This is a genomic window from Mycobacterium sp. SMC-8 (assembly GCF_025263565.1).
Classification (GTDB): domain Bacteria; phylum Actinomycetota; class Actinomycetes; order Mycobacteriales; family Mycobacteriaceae; genus Mycobacterium.
In genome coordinates this window covers 5,187,642-5,206,228 of record NZ_CP079865.1, presented here as the reverse complement: position 1 = coordinate 5,206,228, position 18,587 = coordinate 5,187,642, and the positions used below count along the sequence as shown (strand labels likewise).

The window sequence follows — 18,587 nt, the reverse complement described above, 5'->3', positions numbered from 1 at the left end:
AGCGGCTACCCGTCCGCGTGCCCGACAAACACCTCCGTGCTTGCATGGAAGGCCAGTACCGACGTCGAGAGCTCCCGGAGGTGCGAGTTCATGCCGCTACCCGTGGCACGGCGCGGCGACTTGGTCTGGCTCGCCCATGTGCTGCGCGACGCAGGCCAGGAGGTGGTCGAGTTCCCCGGATGGCGGCAGCGCGGGCACGGCGAGTTCAAGGACATCCGTGGGGTGATGGTGCACCACACCGGGTCGGACCGGGCGTCCGCGGCCTCGATCGCCCACGGCCGGCCGGATCTGGCGGGCCCGCTGTCGCAGCTGCACATCGCACGCAACGGCACCGTGACCGTCGTCGCCGCAGGTGTGGCCTGGCACGCCGGCGTCGGCATGTATCCGTGGTTGCCGGCGAACATGGGCAACTGGCACACGATCGGCATCGAATGCGCCAATTCCGGGACCCGCCCGGCGGCGCCGCACCGGCGCAACTGGCCGGATGCGCAGTACTTCGCGATGGTGAACAGCTGCGCGGCGATCCACCGCCATCTCGGTCAGCCGGCCGAGCGCACGATCGGACACAAGGAATACGCCGGCCGTGCGCAGGGCAAGTGGGATCCGGGCGCGATCGATATGGACGAGTTGCGCCGCGACATCACGTCGCGAATCGGCACCGACCCGGCCGCCTCGGCGCCACGGCCGCACGTCCCGGTGGGGGCGTACACCGACGTGCTGATGTATCGCGGGTCCCGAGGTCCACAGGTCGCAGAACTCCAGCGCAGGTTGAAATACGCATACGCGGCGTATGCCGGGGCCTTGGAGATCGACGGTGTCTTCGGGCCCGACACCGAGGCGGCGGTGTGCGAATTTCAGCGCCGGACACCGGGGCTCACGGTCGACGGGATCGTCGGGCCGGCCACCGCGGCGGCATTGAGATTGCGCCTGATCGACCCGTGAGGACGCCGCCGTTGTGGCAGACTGCTTCGACCGGAGCACGAAGGGAACGGAACGCGGTGAAGGACGCACCGGCACGGCGCCGCCACCACGGGTCGCGCCGCGACCCCGCGATCGACGAAGCGGTGCTCGAGGTCACCCGCAAACTGCTGGTCACCCGTGGCTACTCGGCCACCTCGATCGATCTCATCGCAGCTACCGCCAGGGTGAGCCGCCCCGCCATCTACCGCCGATGGCGGTCCAAGGCGCATCTGATCCACGAGGCGGCGTTCCCTGATCTGGGCTCGGTGCCCTGCGAGGACGACGTCGCCGCCGAAATCACCCGGCTGTGCCGCGGGGCTCTGGTGATGTACGGCGACCCCGTTGTGCGCGAGGCGTTTCCGGGGCTGCTGCACGACCTGCGCCTGGAACCGGCCATGCAGAAGCTGATCGACGACCGGTTGGAGACCGCCGCGCGCCGCCGGCTCGCCGAACAGGTCGATGACGGAGTCGAACGCGGCAGGGTGCGCGCACAGGTGGACGCCGACGCCGTCATGGACGTCATTGCGGGCGCCGCCTGGTACGCGGTCTGCGTGCGGAAAGTGACCGACATCGACGACGCGGCGGCCAAGCTCGCCGATCTGGTCCTGCACGGCGTGCTGGCGCGCACCACAGGCGCCTAGAGTCGGCCCACCTGACGCAGTCCCTCAACCGTGTCGGCGATCGTCTCGGCGGGTTCGCGCTGGGTCAGGCCGAAGTCGCGCCGGCTGGGCTCGTCGTCGGACTCGGGCATCTGGGTGTAGTACTGCATCGCCGCCGAGTTGATCGGCGTCTCAAACGGCAGGAACGGGCCGACGATGTCGAGCAGCCGGCCGGCGCTTCGCAGCGCCACGTCGGGAACCGGGTAGACGACCAGAGTGTGGCCGGCCGCGGTGCCGATCATCGAGGCCAGCTTGTCGACCGGAACTCGTTGTCCGCCGGCCATGTACCGGCGTGGTCCTCGGCCCGCTTCGAGCAGGGCGACATGCAACTCGGCCAGGTCGCGGACGTCGATCACGATCCACCCCGCGCTGCGGCCGGGTACCCCGCGCATCTTCACCGACGCTTCGACGCCTTCGGCGGCCTCGCCGAACTGGTCGCCCGCCGGCGGGCCGAGCACCATGCCGGGATAGGTGATGTTGACCGGCGCGCCACCGTCCTGCAGTCCGCGGGCGTAGGCCTCCACGGCAGCCTTGGACCGGCCGTAGCCGTCGCTGCCGCCGACCACCGGCAGGTCAGCGTGCAGCAACTCGAGATCCGGCCGGAACAACGCGGTGAAACTCGAGACGTGAACGATCGGGTCGATGCCTGCGTGCACGGCGCCCCCAAGCACGTTGCGGGCACCTTCGAGGTTGGTGTGCAGCATTTCATCGGCCCGGCTGGGATCGGTGGAAACCATTGCCGCGCAGTGGATCACCGCATCGCAACCGTCCAGCGCGGCCGACGTGGCTTCCGCGTCGGCGATGTCACCGACAACGTGGTCGCCGATGTCGACGCCGATCTTCGCGGCGCTGGTGGTCAACCGGTCAGGGTTGCGGACCAAAAACCGCACGTCGTGCCCCGCGGCCTGAACGGCTTTGGCCGTCCACGCTCCGACGAAGCCGGTGCCACCGGTAACCAGTACTTTCATGTGCCCCCTCCGGTCTGCCGCGACGGAGGTCCCCGCCCGGACCCCGTCCACAGTACGGGCGAACCGGCGGTTTGCCAGGTGCCGCTGTCGCCGGTGGCCTTACAGTGACGGCATGGGGGCGCAACCGCAGATGCCGACAGGATTCGACCGGCCGCGAGTGGATCCCGGCGCGCTGGCGCTGGCCACCGTCGCAGGCGCGGTGGCCTTCATCCTCGGTCCCGGGGAGTGGGACGTGCTGGCCGTCGTCATCGGCGTGATGTTGCTGTGCATCCTGCTCGCCCACCACATCGCCGCGCCGGCGGCGCTGACCCCGCGCACTCTGCTGCTGCGGGCCGCGTTCGGCGCGACGACCGGGCTCGCGTTCTGCATCGCGGCCGCGCCGGCCATCCAGCACCTGGTGGTGACGCCGTACTTCCACAGCGAAGACCCGGACGGGATCTCCTTGGACGCCTGGAATACGACCGTCACCCTTGCAGTGATGTGGTTTTTCGTCGCGACGCTGATCGCGGTGTTCGAGCCGCGGATCGCCCGCTGGCTGGACACGCCGCGCCGACGCACACGAACCGACGACCGCTAGTTGACAGTCGTCAAGAATTCCGCCGAACCGGCCCTCGAGGCTCTCGGGGCTGCTATAGGTTGACCCGGTGCACTCATCGTTGCGTCCGCAGCTGATCGAACGCCCTGCCGACCTGACCACCGAGTGGCTGACCGCGGTCCTCGGGCAGGGCACCGTCTCCGAATTCGACGTCGACCGCATCGGCACCGGCCAGATGAGCGAGTGCTACCGCGTGGCGCTGCGCTACGCCGACGGCGACCCGGGGCCGTCGTCGGTCGTGCTCAAGGTCGCCGCCGCCGACCCCAGCAGTCGCCAGACCGGTCTGGCGATGGGGCTCTACGAGCGTGAGGTCAGCTTCTACGCCAACATCGCACCGGGGCTCGGCGGGCCCGTCGCGCCCTGCTATCACAGCGCGTACGACTCGCAGACGGGCGCCTTCGACCTGCTGCTCGCCGATGCTGCGCCCGCGCAGGTGGGTGACGAGATCCGCGGGGCCACAGTGGAACAGGCGACGCTGGCGCTGACCCAGATCGGGCACGTCCACGGACGACTGCTCGGCAGCCAGACGCTGGAGGGCGCGGAGTGGCTCAACCGCGAGTCGCCGGTCGACCAGGCTCTGATCAGCGCGCTGTATGCCGGCTACATCGACCGCTACCGGGACCAGATCGCCCCGGCACACCGTGAGGTCTGCGAACGGTTCGTCGCATCGTTCGACGCCTATATGGCAGCCGAGGACGAGGCCGACCGGCCGCGCGGGCTCGTGCACGGCGACTTCCGGCTCGACAACATGCTGTTCGGCCAGGACGGGTCCGACCGTCCGCTGACCGTGGTGGACTGGCAGACCGTCACCTGGGGGCCCGCCTTCACCGACGTGGCCTACTTTCTGGGCTGCGCGCTGCCCGTCGAACGGCGCCGCGAACACTACGACACACTGCTGACCGCCTACCACGATGCGCTCGGCGCGGCCGGAATCACTCTCGACGAGGTGCGCGAGGGGGTGCGCCACCAGGCTTTCTTCGGCGTGCTCATGGCGATCGTGTCGCCGATGCTCGTCGCACGCACCGAGCGCGGCGACGAAATGTTCATGGCGATGATCGCGCGAAACTGCCAGCACGTGCTGGACGCCGACGCGCTGGCCGTACTGCCCGCACCGACCACACCGGAACCGTTGCAGCCCAACGTCGATGACGAAGGACGGCACACCCCGACCGATGAAGACCTGTGGAGTGAGAGCTGGTACTTCGACTTCGCCGACCCTGCGCAGCAGGTCGGCGGCTGGATCCGGCTGGGCCTGATCCCGAACCAGGACCATGCGTGGATCAACGGCCTGGTGTGCGCGCCGGGCGCCCCGACCATCGCGCTGCTCGACTTCGAGGCTCCGCTGCCCGAGGATCACACCCGTGTCCGTGCGGACGGCATCGAGTTGGACATCGACGTGCCGACGCCGCTGCGCACCTACCGGGTCACGGTGCGGGGGCGGGGACAGGCCCACGACGACCCCGCTGCGATCCTGCGGGGCGAGGCCGGCCGGCCCGTCGAGGTGTCGATGGATCTGACCTGGACCACCGTCGGGCAGCCGTACCAGTACCGCATCTCTGCGCGGTACGAGATCCCCTGCACCGTAACGGGAACCGTGGTGGCCGACGGGCAGACCTACGAATTCACCGCGGTGCCCGGCCAGCGGGACCACTCCTGGGCGGTCCGGGACTGGTGGAGCATGGATTGGGTATGGAGCGCGCTGCACCTCGACGACGGCACGCACCTGCACGGAGTGCAGATCCTGATTCCCGGCGCCCCGCCGATCGGCATCGGCTACGCGCAGCGCGACGGCCGGCCCTTTGTCGAGCTGGCCGCGGTCACCACGCGAACGACGTTCGGCGCCAATGAGTTACCGGTCTGCGCCGAGGTGGACTACGAACCCGCCGGCATCACGGCCACAATCGAGGTCCGCGGCCACGCACCCGTGCTGCTGACCTCCGCCGACGGAAGGCTCAGCCAGTTCCCGCGCGCCTGGGGAACCGTGACCACAGCCGACGGTCGCACCGGCGTGGGCTGGATCGAGTGGAACCGCAGTCAAGGCTGAAGCGCCGGCGACCTGTGCCCTAGCCCGTGCTGCTCTGGATCTGCAACAGATTGCCGCAGGTGTCGTCGAGCACCGCGGTGGTCACCGGGCCCATGTCGGCCGGCTCCTGGGTAAAGCGAACGCCTTTCGCGCGCAGCCGCTCGAACTCCGCCCGGACGTCGTCGACGACGAAGGCGGTGAACGGGATCCCGTCGGCGACGAGCGCGTCCTTGAACGGTTTGACCGCCGGGTGGGCGTCGGGTTCCAGGGTCAGTTCGGTCCCGTCGGGATCCTCAGGCGAGACGACGGTGATCCACCGGGCTTCGCCCATGGGCACGTCGTGCTTGACCTGGAAGCCGAGCACGTCGGTGTAGAACCACAGCGCCTTGTCCTGGTCGTCGACCAGCATGCTGGCGTAACCGATCCTCATGTCGTTTTCTCCTCGGTGTTGGGGAGCCACCGCCGGACGAGGTCGCATAGCGGTGCGGTGTTCAGGTGGTGGAACTTAAAGCGTCCTTCGCGCCGGGTCTCGATCAGCCCCGCCTCTTCCAATACGTCCAGGTGCTGGGACGTCGATTGCCGGGACGCGCTGACCCCGTGCTTGGTGGCCAGTCGCGCGCAGATCTCGAAGAGCGTCTGGCCGTCCCGGTCGGTCAGCTCGTCGAGGATCAGCCGCCGCGTGGGATCGGCCAAAGCCTTGAAGACGTCACCCACGAAACGACCATAGGCAAGTAGCTACTTGCATGTCAATAGTCGGAACGGAGCACACCCTTCGAAACGTCGCGGGCCGCGATAGCATCCCGCAGTGAGCTCAGCCGAGCCTCGAGTCGGTGTCCCGGAGCCACAGAACCGCCGGGATCAGTGGGTGGCGCTCGTGCTGCGGTCCAGGCCGTGGCCGGTCGGCTGGGGCATCGGCGTGGCGGCCGGGCTTATCGCGGCGGAGACCGCCCTGGTGCTGTTCCTGCACCGTGTCGCGCCGGAGAATGCGTTCGGCGCCATCTTCTTCTTCGCGGTTCTCGTGGTGTCGGCCGGGTGGAACTCGTGGCTGGCGGTGGCGACCTCGCTGGTCAGCGCGGCGGTGTACGTGATGTTTCATCTGGACGGTCTGGTCACGGCGATCTTTGTGTTCCTGCCGCTGGCGCTGCTGGCCAATCTGCTCGCAGGCCAGGCGCGCCTGCGCGCGATCGAAGCCGAACGGCGGCGGCAGCGCGCCGACGCCCTGGCCGCCCAGCAGGCGGCGCTCCGCCGGGTCGCGACCCTGGTGGCGCGCGAGGCCGATCTGGCCGAGATCAACGCCACGGCGGTCACCGAGCTTGCGCGCGGTCTCGATGTGGAGCACACCGCGCTGGTGGAGTTCGTCGGGGAGGAGTGCGTGGTGCTCGCCGCGCACGACACCCAGGGGCGGTCCTGGCCGACGATCGGCGAGCGTTTCCCGCTGGAAGGACACACCGTCACGGCCGAGATCCGCAGAACCGGCCGGACCGCACACGTCGATGACTACCGCGCAGTCGAGGGCGCGCTTGCCGAGCGCCTGCGCGGTGCCGGGTTCCGTTCCGGCGCAGGAGCGCCCATCACGGTCGCCGGCCAGGTGGTCGGGGCGCTGATCGTGGCCTCGGTGCAGCCGGGCGCCCTTGCCGACGGATGGAAAGACAGCATCGGCGACGTCGCCGACCTGGTGTCCACCGCGATCGCCAACGCCCGGACCCGCGAACAACTCCGAGCCTCCCGGGCCCGCGTCGTCACCGCGGCCGACCAGGCTAGGCGCGGGATCGAACGTGATCTGCACGACGGTGCACAACAACGCATCGTCGCACTGGGCTTGCGGCTGCGAGGAATCGAGGCCACCGTGCCCGCGGAGTTGACGCCGGTGCGCGACGAACTCGACCGCGCCGTGCAAGGACTCGGTGATGTGCTGCGGGAGTTGCAGGAACTCTCCCGCGGCATCCACCCCGCCGTGCTGTCCAATGGCGGGCTCGGCCCGGCGCTGCGGTCGCTGGCCCGGCGCTCGGCTATCCCGGCGACCGTCGATGTCGACGTCGACGGACGGTTGCCCGAACCGGTCGAGGTGGCGGCCTATTACGTCACCGCCGAAGCTCTGGCCAACGCCGCCAAGCACTCCGGGGCCGACGGCGTGACCGTGACCGCCCGTGTCGAGAGCGACGAGTTGATCATCGCGGTCAGCGACGACGGCGTTGGGGGCGCCGCGACCGCCGACGGATCGGGCTTGATCGGGCTCAGCGACCGCGTGGAGGCCGTGGGCGGACGGTTCGAGGTGGTCAGCCCCGCCGGGGCGGGCACCACGCTCACCGCCCGCCTTCCGGTGGCGGCCACGCCGGTCTGACCAGGCTGGTCAGTCCGCCGGATGATCCCAGGGGGAATCCACCGGGGTCGCCGGCACCGGCAGTCGCGATTCCGGCAGCGGTGGAACAGCTTTCAACAGCGGGTTGCGGTCCCGAAGCGCGCCGGCGGTACGTCCGCGGCCCCAGCCGACCATCTCGCGGTACCCGCCGAGCAGGCCGTGCCGGCGGACGGCGCCCTCATCGGCGTGCGGACTGTCCGGTCCGACGGGCGCCGAGACGGGGGAGACGTACAACGCATCGACCGGGCAGTAGGCCTCGCACATGAAGCAGGTCTGGCAGTCCGACTGCCGGGCGATCACGGGGATACCGTCCTCGCCGCGCTCGAACACGTCGGTGGGGCACACCTTGATGCACACGTCGCAGGCGATGCACGCAGTCGAGCTGACGATCTCGATCATGCCACTGCCTCCGCAGAGATCAATTGCGGAGCAACCGGATCCGGTGCTGTCCTGACCTCGTCGAGCCCGCCGACCAGGATCCGGTGGGCGAGCCGGTGGTCAATCTGGGGCAGATCCTCGCGGCGGTGCAGACCCCGGCTCTCGGAACGGGCGAGCGACGCGGCGGTGATCCAGCGGGCGGTGGCCACCAGCGCGACCGCCTGCCGCGGTTTGTACGCCTCGCGTGCCGGCACCGGGGCCAGCCCGCCGGCGATGTCCCGCCACAGGCTTTCGAGGGCATCGGCCGACTCGGTGAGCCGAGCATGGGATTTGAGGTGGCTGCGCTTAGGCGGCAGGATCTGGTTTTGCGCTGCGCGCACCACTTCGTCGACGGTCGGTGCGTTCCGGTGGCCGGGTCGCAGCCCGAGGCGGTCGTGCTCGACGGGTTCATCGACGGTGCGTCGGCGGCTGTACTCCGCGGCGCCGCGACCGGCGAACGATCCGGACGCGATCGCCCACGATCCGTTGTGGCTGCCGCCCCCGCTGATCGCACCGGTGATCAGTTCCCTGGTCGCGGCGTCACCCGCGGCGAACAGACCGGGAACGGTGGTGGCGCAGTCGGGCCCGGTGATCCGTAGGCCGCCGGTTCCGCGTACCGAGCCTTCGTAGACCATGCGCAGCGGGTAGGCGGTGACGAAGGGGTCGATGCCTGCCTTGTTGAGAGGCAGGAAGTAGTTCGGCTGGGCATCGCGCATGGTCTGCCGGATGTGCTCGGGCGCGCGATCCAGCCGGGCGAACACCCGCTGACCGCGCGCCAGTGCCCGCTGCGCATCCTTGCGCCCGGCCAGGCCGCGCTCGGCGGGGAAGGGCCGGCCGTGCTCGTCATAGAAACTGGCCCATTGCAGCATCCGTCCCTTGGTGTGGGTGCCCCATTCGGGTGCCAACGCGTAGGCGGTGCTGAACTCCATGCCGGACAGGTCGGCGCCCACTTCGGCGGCCATCAGGTATCCGTCCCCGGTGTCGACATTGGTGCCGAACGACCCCGACAGGAATGCGGTGCCGCCGGTGGCCAGTACCACCGCACCCGCGCCGATCCGCCACCGCCGGCCGCCCTCCTGGCGTGCTATTCCGTTGGCCCCGTTGACGATTCCATCCGTATCGGTGGTCAGTGCGGTCGCGGGATGATGGTCGAGGATTTGCACCCCGCTGCGGTGGGCCTTGCGGCGCATCCGGCGCATGTACTCCGGGCCCTGCAAGCTGCTGCGCAGCTGCCGCCCGTCGTCCCCGACCGGGAACGGATAGCCCCATCGGGCCAGCTGCTCGATCCGGTCCCACGACGCCGACAGCACCCGTGCCATCCAATCGGCATCGGTCAGGCCACCGGCGGCCGCCTCGCGTTCACGCATGGAGTCCTCGCGGCGCGGGCCGGGCGGGATCAGCCACAGATTGTTGCCACCGGCGGCGGTGGCCCCACTGGTACCGCAATAACCCTTGTCCACCAGGGTGACCCGGCTTCCGGCTTCGGCGGCCGCAACGGCAGCCCAGGTGGCCGCCGGACCGCCGCCGATCACCAGGACGTCGGTGACATGCATGTCGACGTCACCGGCTGCGGTCATGCCCGACCTCCTCCGCGACGCCGAGTTCGGCCAGCAGTGCCCGACGCAGTTCGTCGAAACCGTCGTCGCCGCGGCTGCGGGGGAACGGCAACTCCACCTGACGGTTCAGCGAGACCCGGCCCTCGGACAGCACGACCACCCGGTCGGCGAGCAGGATCGCCTCGTCGACGTCGTGTGTGACGTGCAGCACGGCCATGTGCCGGCGCGCCCAAAGGTCATGCAGGAGGCGGTACATCTTGAGCCGGGTCAGCGCATCCAGTGCGCCGAACGGTTCGTCGAGCAACAGCAGGTCGGGTTCCCGAACCAGGGCTCTGGCCAGTGAAACACGCTGGGCCTCACCGCCGGACAGCGACAGCGGCCACGACCGAACCTTGCCGGACAGGCCGACCTCGTCGAGCGCTGCCTGACCGCGCGCGGTCCGGCTGGGGGCGTCGGGGCCGGCGTCGGGTAGCGCGAACGTGACGTTGGCCAGTGCCCGGCGCCAGGGCAGCAGGCGCGGGTTCTGGAACACCACCGCCCGGGAACGCGGCACGATCACCGACCCGTCGGCCTGCCCGTCGAGGCCTGCGAGGATGCGTAGCAGCGTGCTCTTGCCTGAACCGGAACGGCCCAGCATCGCGACGAACTCGCCGTCGGCGATGTCGAGGTCGAGACCGTCCAGCACCTGCTGGGCGCAGAACGCGCGATGCAGGTTGCGGATGGTGACCACAGGGGCGGTCACGCCGCGCCCTCGAAGCCGCCGAAGCCGTTGCGCCAGGACAGCAGCACCCGCTCCAGCAGTCGCACCAGCGCATAGGAGGCGAGCCCGGCCACCGCGTAGATCACGATCACCAGCAGGGAGACGTCGAACTGCAGGTTGGTCTGCGCACGCGACATCAGGAAGCCGATGCCCTCGGTGGTGTTGATCATCTCGGCGAAGATCAGGCTCAGCCAGGCGCTGGACAGCCCGAGGCGAAGGCCGACAAGGAAGTTCGGCATCGCACCGGGAAGGATCACATTGGTGATCAGGGTGACGCGGCGCGCCTCCAACGTCTGGGCCATCTCCACCAGCTGTTGGTCCACCCCGCGGATACCGGAGTAGGTGTTGATGTAGATCGCGATCGCGACTCCGAGGGTGATGAGCACGATCTTCGGGCCCTCGCCGATGCCCATCCAGATGATCAGCAGCGGGGTGAGCGCGAAATTGGGTACCGCCTTGAGGATCTGCATGGTCCAGTCGAGCAGGTCCTCGCCGGTGCGGGTCAGCCCGGCCAGCACCGCGAGCAGGACGCCGAGGGTGATGCCCAGCACGGTGCCGGTCAGCACCCGGGTGGCCGACGCGCCGACGTGAAGAGCGAGCTGGCCGTCGGTCAGCAGGCGCCACGCGGTGGTCGCGACATCCGCCGGCGGCGGGAAGAGATCAGCGTTGAGCAGTCCGGTCGCCGAACCGACGGCCCATGCGGACAGGATCAGCACCGGTCCCATCATCCGGCGCAGCGGGCGCGGGATGCGGGCCCAGACGCTGCGCCGACGGCGGTGGCCGGCGACGACGTCGATCAGGTCCGGGCTCGACGCCTCGGCGCGGACCGGGGTGGCGACGACGGTCATGACTGCGCTCCGGCCCACTCCGTCACCGAGTACCGGCCCTCCAGGGAGCCGTCGGCCTCGAGGAAGTCGTAGGCGGCCTGGAGCTGATCGACACCTTGCCTCGGGAATGGTTCGGTGTTGAACTCGTCGGGTCGCGTCGCCTCCCTGACGAACTCGACCTCGGTGCCGTCGGTCTGCGCGACCCAGTCGGTGTACTGATCGAAGTTCTTCTGGATGTCGCTGTTGACCGCGGTGACGGCCTGGCGCCACGCGTCGGCGAACCCGGGATGTTCGTCGGTGAACGTGGTCAACGCGATGTTGGTGCCGGTACTGCCCAGACCGTGCCGGGAGAGGCTGTCGATGATCGGGAAGCCCTTGTGCTGCAACTCGATCGCGCTGGCCCCGGTGACCACCGTGGCGTCGATCTGCCCGGAGCTCAGGCCCGCGATCGACTCGGGCGTCGGCACGTCGCGGACCTGGATCTTGCCGTTGAGTCCGGCGGCGTCGATCAGCTGTTTGGCCGCCCGGTCGCGGATGGTTCCCTGCGGTGCGGTCACCGACTTGCCGACCAGCCCGCCGATGTCGGTCGGGCCGCCTTTGGCGCCGACCAGCCAGGCGTCGCCGCTGACCGAGTCAAGGCTCAGCAGAACAACTTTCGGGTCACGGCTGCGGGCGCGCAGCGCTGGGTTGTCGCCGATCGCGGCGACGTCGATGGCACCGGCGAACAACGCCGATGCGACGTCGCTGCCGGACTGGAAGAACGAGTACTCGATCTTGTCGACGCCGGCTCCCTTGAGTTGCTCGGCGAGGATGCCCTGCTTGTCACCCCAGCCCAGCGACCCGGCAGGAGTGCCGGTCGGGGACGTCGCGCCGATGCGCAGCGTGTAACCCTCCGATCCGTCATCACTGCTGCCACAGGCGACGGCCGAACCGAGGATGGCAAGCGTCAGGGCGGTGCGCACGAAGTAGCGAAGCATGGGGTGGGCCTCCGGGAGGGGTTTTCGCGTCAGGAACACGGATCGGCCCAAGTAGATGTCACCAGTCGAGCGGAGACTACGGTTGCGATCAGCGTGACCCGAAGGTCCCGGTGGATCGTGTCAGCGAAGGTCGTTGATCGCCAGTGCGGAATCCCAGGCCAGCCTGCTGGAGGCTTCACCTCGGCCGGTTCGGACGCGGTATGCCGTCCACCGCACATAGGTGCCGTCGGCACGGCGTGCGAGCACCGGTACGGCGCGTAGATGTAGGCCCTCGCGCGGCAACTCCTCACCAGGGAACGTCAACGGAGTGGGGGCAAGGGTGACTCCGACGGCCTCGACGGGGACACCGTCGCGCAGCAAGGCACCTTTCCGCAAGGCGAGTTGTCCCGGTCGCGGCGCGATGGGCACGAGAGGTATCCAGTGCGCGGGTATGGCCGTCTGCAGCCGGTACAGGCGTTCCTCGGGATCGAGGTCCGGCGGCCACGGATCCGGCTCCGGTTGTGGCTCACCGGCCCGCGACCGGGGATCACCGCTGCGGCCCTGCACCGTGAGCTCGATGGCCCAGGCCATGTTGGCCATCTCGTCGCGCAGGAACAGCACCTCCTCGACCGCGTCGCCCACCAGGGTGCCTGCCGCGACCGGTGGCAAGACGACGCCGGGCAGCGGGCGGCCGGTGGCTGTGGACACCCGGAACATCGTGAAGTTGGGATCCGAGAACTCCGGCACCGCAACGGTTTCGCCGAAGTCGTCGGTGACGTGCACCGCGGTCACCTGATTGATCGCGCCGAGCAGACCGTCGACGGGAACGCCGAGCCAGTCGTCACCCGAGGACATGGCGAACTCGGCGAGGCACAGTCGCGCGAGGTCCGTATCCTGCGCCTCGATCGCTCCGAGGTCGACCTTGCCGTCCTCGAGTTGCCAGTACCGGTCCGCCGGCATGCCCGGGAAACGCAGAGGGGTCGCGAGCATGGTCGCCGTGGTCTCGACGGGAGAGCCCGTCGGCGCTCCGTCGGGCAGGTCGCCACTGGCGGTATCCACCCATTCCAGATCGCTCCAACGGATCTCCGCGGCGCCGAACTGTGTTCCGCGGGCGAAAACGGCGTTGTCGCCATCGCCGAAGCGCAGCGCGAAACGGTATTCCAGACGTTCCGTCGACCAGGCGCCACCCGAGTCTGCCGCGCCGGTCAACCAGGTGTGCCAGGTGCTCAGCACCGAGCGCACGGCGTCTGCGTCGTGGGCGTCGGCAAGCCACGGCGGATCGCCGGCCGCCAGGTCGGCGGCAAGCGCGCGGCCGTCCGGGACGGCGCCGCCGAGTACCGTGAGCAGCCGTTTGGCCTGGGGATCCAGCGCATCCCGGGCGGCGACCCTCTGCAAACGCGCTACCCGGTCGGCCTCGGACTCCCCGGCAACGGGCTGTTCGGGCGACTGAGGATCGTCGTCGAGGGACAACCGGTGTGAAAGTGAGAGTGCCGCAGCGAGTTCCGTCTCACCGGCATCGGTGAGCAGATCGGCGAGCTGCGCGCCCGCCTCGGCGCGCTGCCGCAACCCGGAGCCGAGGGCGAGGGCAGGCACATCCTGCAGCAGTTCTTCGAGGATCGCCCCGGAATGCCATGGTCGCCACTGCACCGCGTCGAGATCGACCGTGGTGTCGTCAAGAGGAGCCCACGCGGTGATCGGCAACGCGCGTGAAGTGACCCGCACCGACACCGCGGATCCGGCATCCTCGCCGGTCAATTCGCCGAACTGCCACTGTCGCCCGAGCATCCATGCGGGGTCGGCCAGGCGCGCCTCCGAGCCCGGTGCGGGGTCACCGGTGGTGGAGTCGGGCTCGAGCCGCACGAGTGCGGGCGGATTCATGAGCTGCAGCTGGCTCGCGAGCTCCAGCAGGTGGGGGTTGACCTTCGACGCGATCAGGACCAGTGGGTCGATCTCGGCCATCACTTCACCTCCGAGAGGAACGGCGCCGCCGCCTGGTTCCATGTGACCGCGGCCAGTTCGCCGAACGCGAAGCCCTTCCGCGGCTGCAACCATGGACTGGCCACGTAGATGGCCGGCAGGATCGCCGCGTCCCCGGGAACCGTCTCAAGCGTCACCAACCGGGACTTCGCGACATCGACGGCGGACAGCACCGCCCGTACGACCGAGTCGGTGGTCCATCGTGCTCCGTCTGGCGACACCGCGGAGAGGACGACCTGGGGGGGCGCGTGCGGATGCCTGGTTGGCGTGCACCGCCAAGCCGGTGGTGGCACGGGCCGCGCGAAGCGGGTTGTCGGCATCTGCACCTTCGGCGAAGGCCCGCGCGTCGGGCTGGAACGGCAGTGTCTCAACCCAGCTGTCGAATGCCAAGCCGGCGAACCGTCCGCGGAATCCGGCTGCAGCAGAGACCAGCTCGACCACCAGATGTGCCGCGCTGTGTGACGGCCACGGGGTGTCGTCGGGTAGGGGCCCGGCCAGCCACCGGCCTGTTCCAGGCGCTGCCACGCCGGCGTCGCGTTCGGTGAGCTGAACCACGGTGAGTGCGGCCGGACGACCGAGCGCGCGACCGAGGAGTTGGGCTTCGGCCAACCGGCCGACTCCGGCGCGCACGGTGGCGTGGTCGCGGACGAAGGCACCGATCCTCGCGGGTGCGGGTGCGGGAAAGGTGGGGGCGGTCAACGCGTCCACGAAATCGTCTGGGCCCGGGATGGGTTCGAGCAGCGGGAGCATGCGGAACCCGTCGCCGAGGATTCCCTGGGCCACCGCGGCGGCAGCGTCGACGAACTCTCCCGGGCTCGGTGACGTGTCGCGTGGTGCCCGGATGTCGTCGAGTACAGCTCTGGCGTTGTCGAGCCGGGCGGCCGCCGTATGCCACGCCCCCCACGCCCAGCCGGCGTTCGTGGGAATGGCGCGATCGGGCAGAAGGGGCACGCCGAATGCCGCCAACCCGCTGATCGCCTCTGCCACGGCGCCGACATCTGCTTCGTCGACAGCATGTGATTCCGGGTCGATGGTGGCGATCACCGCCTCACCGGCCTCAAGTACCTCGTCCAAGGTGTCGAGCAGGGCGTCGCATCGGCGCAGCAGATCGTCGACATCTATGGTGCGCTGTGGCCCGGCGCCGGGACGCACCAGATCGTTGGGAGACAGCGGGTTCCCCGCCGGACACCACGCCGCGAAGGGTTGCGGCGAGCGTCGCCGCGGCGACGATCGGCATCGCCCCGACCGGCCAGTCGTCGCCCCGGTTCTCCGCGAGCGGGGTGTCTCCCATTCCGGCGATGGCGGCGCGCAGATCCCGGTCGAGTGTGGCGAGGTCGTCACTGAAGACCAAGTCCAGCGCGGCGAACCCCGCCTCTGCCAGTGTGTGGCGTACGCCGTCGGCGTCGGTGACGATGATGGCCGCGGGATCACCGAGACGCTGCGCCGCCCACGCCTCGAGGCGCGGCTCGGCGATGGCCCGCGGGCGCGTGGTCGACCATCCGGGCGCATCGACGGGAATGACCGTGAACATGGTGTGGGTCAGCGTGCGGCCGGGCTGGCGCACGCGCAGCACCGCGAGCTCGGGGTCGACCGAACCGCCGGCTGCCATCGCGTCCATCGCGGCGCCCGCCCGCGCGGGGTTGCCGCTCACGTACTGCAGCACCGATTCGCTGAGCAGCGCGTCGGCCACCGCGTCCAGGGTCGCGGATGCACTCTGAAGCGCGCCCACCACGCAATCCCACTCTTCTGCGGAGACAGCGTCCCAGCCGCCGTCAGGAATGTACGCGTTCGCCGGTCGCACACCGAGTTTCGCTTTCAGCGGTGGAGCAGCCCCGGTAAGGCTTTCCACGGGGAACTGTCGGAGGAGTCCGACACCGTCCACGACGTTGGCCGCCGCCACCCGCGTGCTGCGGTCGGCTTCGGCGAGGTCGTTGTCGAGTTCGTCGGTGATCAGCGGTGCCAGTTCGCGCAGCGTCAGCTGGAATCGCGCGGCCGATCCGGTGAGGGCGCGTTCGATCTGGTAGCCGAGCAGAGCACCGATCGGTTGACCCGCCTTGACACCCTCGAGGACGCGGCGCAGTTCGGTGCCGCGCCGGCTGGACAGGTCGATCGCGAAGGGCTCGCGGCCGTCCTTGGCCCCGATGTTCGAGCGTTTCGCACTGGCCAGCATGCCCGCGGCCACGGCGTGAGAGCTGCTCGGGGCGTGCAGCCATCCCTGCGGTTCCCGGCCGCGCGTGCCGAGCCGGATGTCCTCCACATATCCGAAGGCCCCGAGCGTCATGGCGGGTTCGGCATCGCCGGGCAGCCGTGATGACGCCAGCGCGGTCGCCCACGCGTCCACCCGGTGCGACGCCACGTCGAGGGCCGAGGCGACGGCGATGCGACGTTCCTCGATCGGCATCGCGCCCAAGGCGGTCATCGCGGCGCTCACCTCACCACGAGTGGCGAACGCATCGAGGATGCCCGCGATCGCGTTCTGGCCGATCCACCGGGCCTCGGCGGTGTCGCCGAGGTCGAGCGCGACCTGTGCCAGCGATGTGCGGATCTCGGGTACCGGCTCGATGGCCGCCAGGCTGATCCGGTCGGTCGGCTGGCCGGCGAAATGCACGGTGGAACGTAGCGAGTCGGCGGCGGCGAACACCCAATCGGGTTGAGGTGCGGCACTTCCCGGGGTGGCGGCGGCCTGCACCATCGCTGCGATGTCGGGCGGTATCGTCAGCAGGTCGAGAAGCGGCGGCACATAGGCCTCGGGCGCAGACGACAAGCCCGCGGCCTTGGCGGTGTCCCAGGCGATGTCGAGAAGGGCCTGCAGGACGCTGTCGACCGCGGGGCTGCCGTCGGCCAGGATCTGGTCGATCACCTCAGCGTCGCGCTCGGATACCAGGGGCAGCGCGATGGTTCGGCTTTCCTTGTTGAGTGACGGCGGCATGAACCACGCTGCCGCCGTGGGCGAGTACTGAGCGAGCATCGCCCTCGTGATTTGGAGTTCGGCGCGCACGCGGGCCTGGTCGGTGCCGACGGCCGCCGCACATGCCGACAACTGGGCACCGTCGACCGCCGGCCGGGCTCGTACCCCGAGGGCCACCGGGCTGGTGCCGAGCATGTCGAGCAGCGCCTCGTCGCTGACGTCGTCGCCGGGGCCGATATGAGGGAGGCTCCGGGAGCGGATGACCCAGCGTCCGACGGCGCGTTCGACGAGCGGCACCAGGCGGGCTGTCGTCTCTCCTGCACGAGGGGTCCAGTGGTGCAGGTCGGTCACGGGCAGCACACCGTAGGGTTGCGCGCCGATCCGCACGGCGGGGGCATGCCCGGCGCCGCGCACATGATCGCGGTGCGCCCGCCGCGCGGATTCGATGTTCGCCGGGGTGACCGCCTGGCTCGCATCGTCGATGCGGTCGAGGACCGGCCCCCAGGTGGCGAACCACAGCGCGGTGTTGGCGGCCTGTTGAGCCGCACCGAGTGACGAGCGTGGCTCCTCGGTATCGAGCAGGTTCTCGATGATCGTGGCGTCCACGCCGAGGAGACGGCCGAGCGCGCCCGCATCAGCCGACGGTGTGAGCGGGACGGTCGGGGGAGGCCCGGCGATCGCGTCGGGACGGTAAGGCGATCGGTCGGCCTCGGCGTTGTTGGTGGGGGTGCCGGCGGCCGGCAGCGAAAAGCCGTCGGTGAAGCGGTGACTCGTCAACAGGTCGGCGAAGTCGGCCGCATTCTGCTGCTCGGAGACCGACCGTCGGGTGCCCACCACCACCAGCGTGTCGATGACGGTGGTCCCCGGAGGCAGCTCGACTTCCACGCCCATTCCGACGGCGACCGCCTGATCGAAGTCGACGGTCCACTCCGAACCGGCCGGTACTGTGAGACCGCCGGCGTCGACGACCTCGTTGTCACCGAGGGCGATCGGCGAGATGGATAGGTCGCGAGCGATGGGGCTACCGGAGACGGTGATCGGTTCTGCGCCCTGCGGGTAGACCCGCACGACGAAGTGGTCGGGTAAGCAGCGCGCCACAGTGCCGTCGGCGATCTCGACAGGGGAGTCCGGAAACGCCGGTGGTGCGGCTCCCCGTTGGTCGGGGTTCGTCGGCCTGGTGGCATGGGCGATCCAGCCCGCGCGTCTCGCGCCGACGGCGCTGACCAACTCGCCCCAGGCGCGGGCCGCCTCGGCGCCCGACCAGAGCGCAGTCCAGTAGGCCTGTCCGGCAGTCTTTTCCGGTTCGGTGATGGACCGCAGCAGGCTGTCGATGTGCACCTCGTCGGGAGTGATCCGCACCCGTAGGGTCGATGTGCCCGGTTTCATCTTGGTCTGCACGCGCACCGGCAGCAGTACGAGCGGCACGTCGGGGGCGGCGTCGCAAGGGTCGATCAGATCGAAGATCCCGCCGATGCGGCCGGCCAGTTCGAGGTCGACGCGGGCGAGGTCGCGGCGCCGTGCCCGGTCCATCGGCCCGGAGATCAGACGGCTGCGCTGGTCGGCGAGGGTGGCAATGGTGTTACGGGCGGAAAGTAGCTCGAAAGGCGTGTCGATGGGCACTG

Annotated in this window: 17 protein-coding genes; 5 read left to right on the top strand and 12 right to left on the bottom strand. The window is 69.7% G+C overall.

The window, feature by feature from the left end; genetic code table 11:
* The first annotated feature begins 90 nt into the window (after window positions 1-90).
* Both KXD97_RS25075 and KXD97_RS25070 read left to right on the top strand, forming a co-directional pair.
* The gene (locus KXD97_RS25075) at window positions 91-942 is read left to right on the top strand and encodes a peptidoglycan-binding domain-containing protein (RefSeq protein ID WP_260753208.1); all 852 of its coding nucleotides are present in this window, start codon (window positions 91-93) and stop codon (window positions 940-942) included.
* 56 nt (window positions 943-998) lie between these two features.
* Window positions 999-1,601 carry a TetR/AcrR family transcriptional regulator gene (locus KXD97_RS25070; RefSeq protein WP_260753207.1) on the top strand — a complete coding sequence of 201 codons (603 nt, stop codon included), beginning with the start codon at window positions 999-1,001 and terminating at the stop codon, window positions 1,599-1,601.
* On the opposite strand, the gene KXD97_RS25065 is transcribed toward KXD97_RS25070, so the two are convergent.
* On the bottom strand, window positions 1,598-2,587 hold the full coding sequence (locus KXD97_RS25065; protein ID WP_260753205.1) for an SDR family NAD(P)-dependent oxidoreductase: 990 nt from the start codon (window positions 2,585-2,587) through the stop codon (window positions 1,598-1,600). The two genes, KXD97_RS25070 and KXD97_RS25065, sit on opposite strands and share 4 nt — an antisense overlap.
* Before the next feature lie 112 nt (window positions 2,588-2,699).
* Between KXD97_RS25065 and KXD97_RS25060 the strand changes: the two genes are divergently transcribed.
* Window positions 2,700-3,164 carry a hypothetical protein gene (locus tag KXD97_RS25060; RefSeq protein WP_260753204.1) on the top strand — a complete coding sequence of 155 codons (465 nt, stop codon included), beginning with the start codon at window positions 2,700-2,702 and terminating at the stop codon, window positions 3,162-3,164.
* 67 nt (window positions 3,165-3,231) lie between these two features.
* Window positions 3,232-5,226, top strand: coding sequence for an ecdysteroid 22-kinase family protein (locus KXD97_RS25055; RefSeq protein WP_260753203.1), 1,995 nt, complete (start codon window positions 3,232-3,234; stop codon window positions 5,224-5,226).
* A 19-nt stretch (window positions 5,227-5,245) separates the two neighbouring features.
* On the opposite strand, the gene KXD97_RS25050 is transcribed toward KXD97_RS25055, so the two are convergent.
* Both KXD97_RS25050 and KXD97_RS25045 read right to left on the bottom strand, forming a co-directional pair.
* The gene (locus KXD97_RS25050) at window positions 5,246-5,635 is read right to left on the bottom strand and encodes a VOC family protein (protein ID WP_260753202.1); all 390 of its coding nucleotides are present in this window, start codon (window positions 5,633-5,635) and stop codon (window positions 5,246-5,248) included.
* Window positions 5,632-5,919: a helix-turn-helix transcriptional regulator gene (locus tag KXD97_RS25045; protein WP_260753201.1), complete on the bottom strand. Its 288-nt coding sequence runs from the start codon at window positions 5,917-5,919 to the stop codon at window positions 5,632-5,634. Before KXD97_RS25045 ends, KXD97_RS25050 begins: the two co-directional genes overlap by 4 nt.
* 91 nt (window positions 5,920-6,010) lie before the next feature.
* On the opposite strand from KXD97_RS25045, the gene KXD97_RS25040 reads away from it, so the two are divergent.
* Entirely contained in the window at window positions 6,011-7,546 is a 1,536-nt protein-coding gene (locus KXD97_RS25040; RefSeq protein ID WP_260753194.1) for a GAF domain-containing protein, read from the top strand.
* Window positions 7,547-7,555: 9 nt separating this feature from the next.
* On the opposite strand, the gene KXD97_RS25035 is transcribed toward KXD97_RS25040, so the two are convergent.
* The 9 genes from KXD97_RS25035 to KXD97_RS24995 form a co-directional block, all read right to left on the bottom strand.
* Window positions 7,556-7,963, bottom strand: a complete 408-nt coding sequence (locus tag KXD97_RS25035; protein WP_260753192.1) for a ferredoxin family protein — start codon at window positions 7,961-7,963, stop codon at window positions 7,556-7,558.
* Window positions 7,960-9,558 (bottom strand): FAD-binding protein, encoded by a 1,599-nt coding sequence (locus tag KXD97_RS25030; RefSeq protein WP_260753185.1) that lies wholly within the window; start codon window positions 9,556-9,558, stop codon window positions 7,960-7,962. Before KXD97_RS25030 ends, KXD97_RS25035 begins: the two co-directional genes overlap by 4 nt.
* Window positions 9,542-10,279 (bottom strand): ABC transporter ATP-binding protein, encoded by a 738-nt coding sequence (locus tag KXD97_RS25025; RefSeq protein WP_260753183.1) that lies wholly within the window; start codon window positions 10,277-10,279, stop codon window positions 9,542-9,544. Before KXD97_RS25025 ends, KXD97_RS25030 begins: the two co-directional genes overlap by 17 nt.
* Window positions 10,276-11,145 carry an ABC transporter permease gene (locus KXD97_RS25020; RefSeq protein ID WP_260753171.1) on the bottom strand — a complete coding sequence of 290 codons (870 nt, stop codon included), beginning with the start codon at window positions 11,143-11,145 and terminating at the stop codon, window positions 10,276-10,278. Before KXD97_RS25020 ends, KXD97_RS25025 begins: the two co-directional genes overlap by 4 nt.
* Window positions 11,142-12,101, bottom strand: coding sequence for an ABC transporter substrate-binding protein (locus tag KXD97_RS25015; RefSeq protein WP_260753170.1), 960 nt, complete (start codon window positions 12,099-12,101; stop codon window positions 11,142-11,144). Before KXD97_RS25015 ends, KXD97_RS25020 begins: the two co-directional genes overlap by 4 nt.
* A 120-nt stretch (window positions 12,102-12,221) precedes the next feature.
* Window positions 12,222-14,039: a hypothetical protein gene (locus KXD97_RS25010; protein WP_260753168.1), complete on the bottom strand. Its 1,818-nt coding sequence runs from the start codon at window positions 14,037-14,039 to the stop codon at window positions 12,222-12,224.
* Window positions 14,039-14,194, bottom strand: a complete 156-nt coding sequence (locus KXD97_RS25005; RefSeq protein ID WP_260753166.1) for a hypothetical protein — start codon at window positions 14,192-14,194, stop codon at window positions 14,039-14,041. Before KXD97_RS25005 ends, KXD97_RS25010 begins: the two co-directional genes overlap by 1 nt.
* Window positions 14,184-15,209 (bottom strand): hypothetical protein, encoded by a 1,026-nt coding sequence (locus KXD97_RS25000; RefSeq protein WP_260753164.1) that lies wholly within the window; start codon window positions 15,207-15,209, stop codon window positions 14,184-14,186. Before KXD97_RS25000 ends, KXD97_RS25005 begins: the two co-directional genes overlap by 11 nt.
* Window positions 15,115-18,585, bottom strand: a complete 3,471-nt coding sequence (locus KXD97_RS24995; RefSeq protein WP_260753162.1) for a hypothetical protein — start codon at window positions 18,583-18,585, stop codon at window positions 15,115-15,117. Before KXD97_RS24995 ends, KXD97_RS25000 begins: the two co-directional genes overlap by 95 nt.
* Window positions 18,586-18,587 lie beyond the last annotated feature (2 nt).

Excerpts from the sequence above, each read along its gene's own strand:
- KXD97_RS25050 (WP_260753202.1), bottom strand. The coding sequence starts at position 5,635 with ATGAGGATCGGTTACGCCAGCATGCTGGTCGACGACCAGGACAAGGCG.
- KXD97_RS25065 (WP_260753205.1), bottom strand. The coding sequence starts at position 2,587 with ATGAAAGTACTGGTTACCGGTGGCACCGGCTTCGTCGGAGCGTGGACG.
- KXD97_RS25010 (WP_260753168.1), bottom strand. The coding sequence starts at position 14,039 with ATGGCCGAGATCGACCCACTGGTCCTGATCGCGTCGAAGGTCAACCCC.
- KXD97_RS25030 (WP_260753185.1), bottom strand. The coding sequence starts at position 9,558 with ATGACCGCAGCCGGTGACGTCGACATGCATGTCACCGACGTCCTGGTG.
- KXD97_RS25035 (WP_260753192.1), bottom strand. The coding sequence starts at position 7,963 with ATGATCGAGATCGTCAGCTCGACTGCGTGCATCGCCTGCGACGTGTGC.
- KXD97_RS25060 (WP_260753204.1), top strand. The coding sequence starts at position 2,700 with ATGGGGGCGCAACCGCAGATGCCGACAGGATTCGACCGGCCGCGAGTG.
- KXD97_RS25075 (WP_260753208.1), top strand. The coding sequence starts at position 91 with ATGCCGCTACCCGTGGCACGGCGCGGCGACTTGGTCTGGCTCGCCCAT.
- KXD97_RS25015 (WP_260753170.1), bottom strand. The coding sequence starts at position 12,101 with ATGCTTCGCTACTTCGTGCGCACCGCCCTGACGCTTGCCATCCTCGGT.
- KXD97_RS25020 (WP_260753171.1), bottom strand. The coding sequence starts at position 11,145 with ATGACCGTCGTCGCCACCCCGGTCCGCGCCGAGGCGTCGAGCCCGGAC.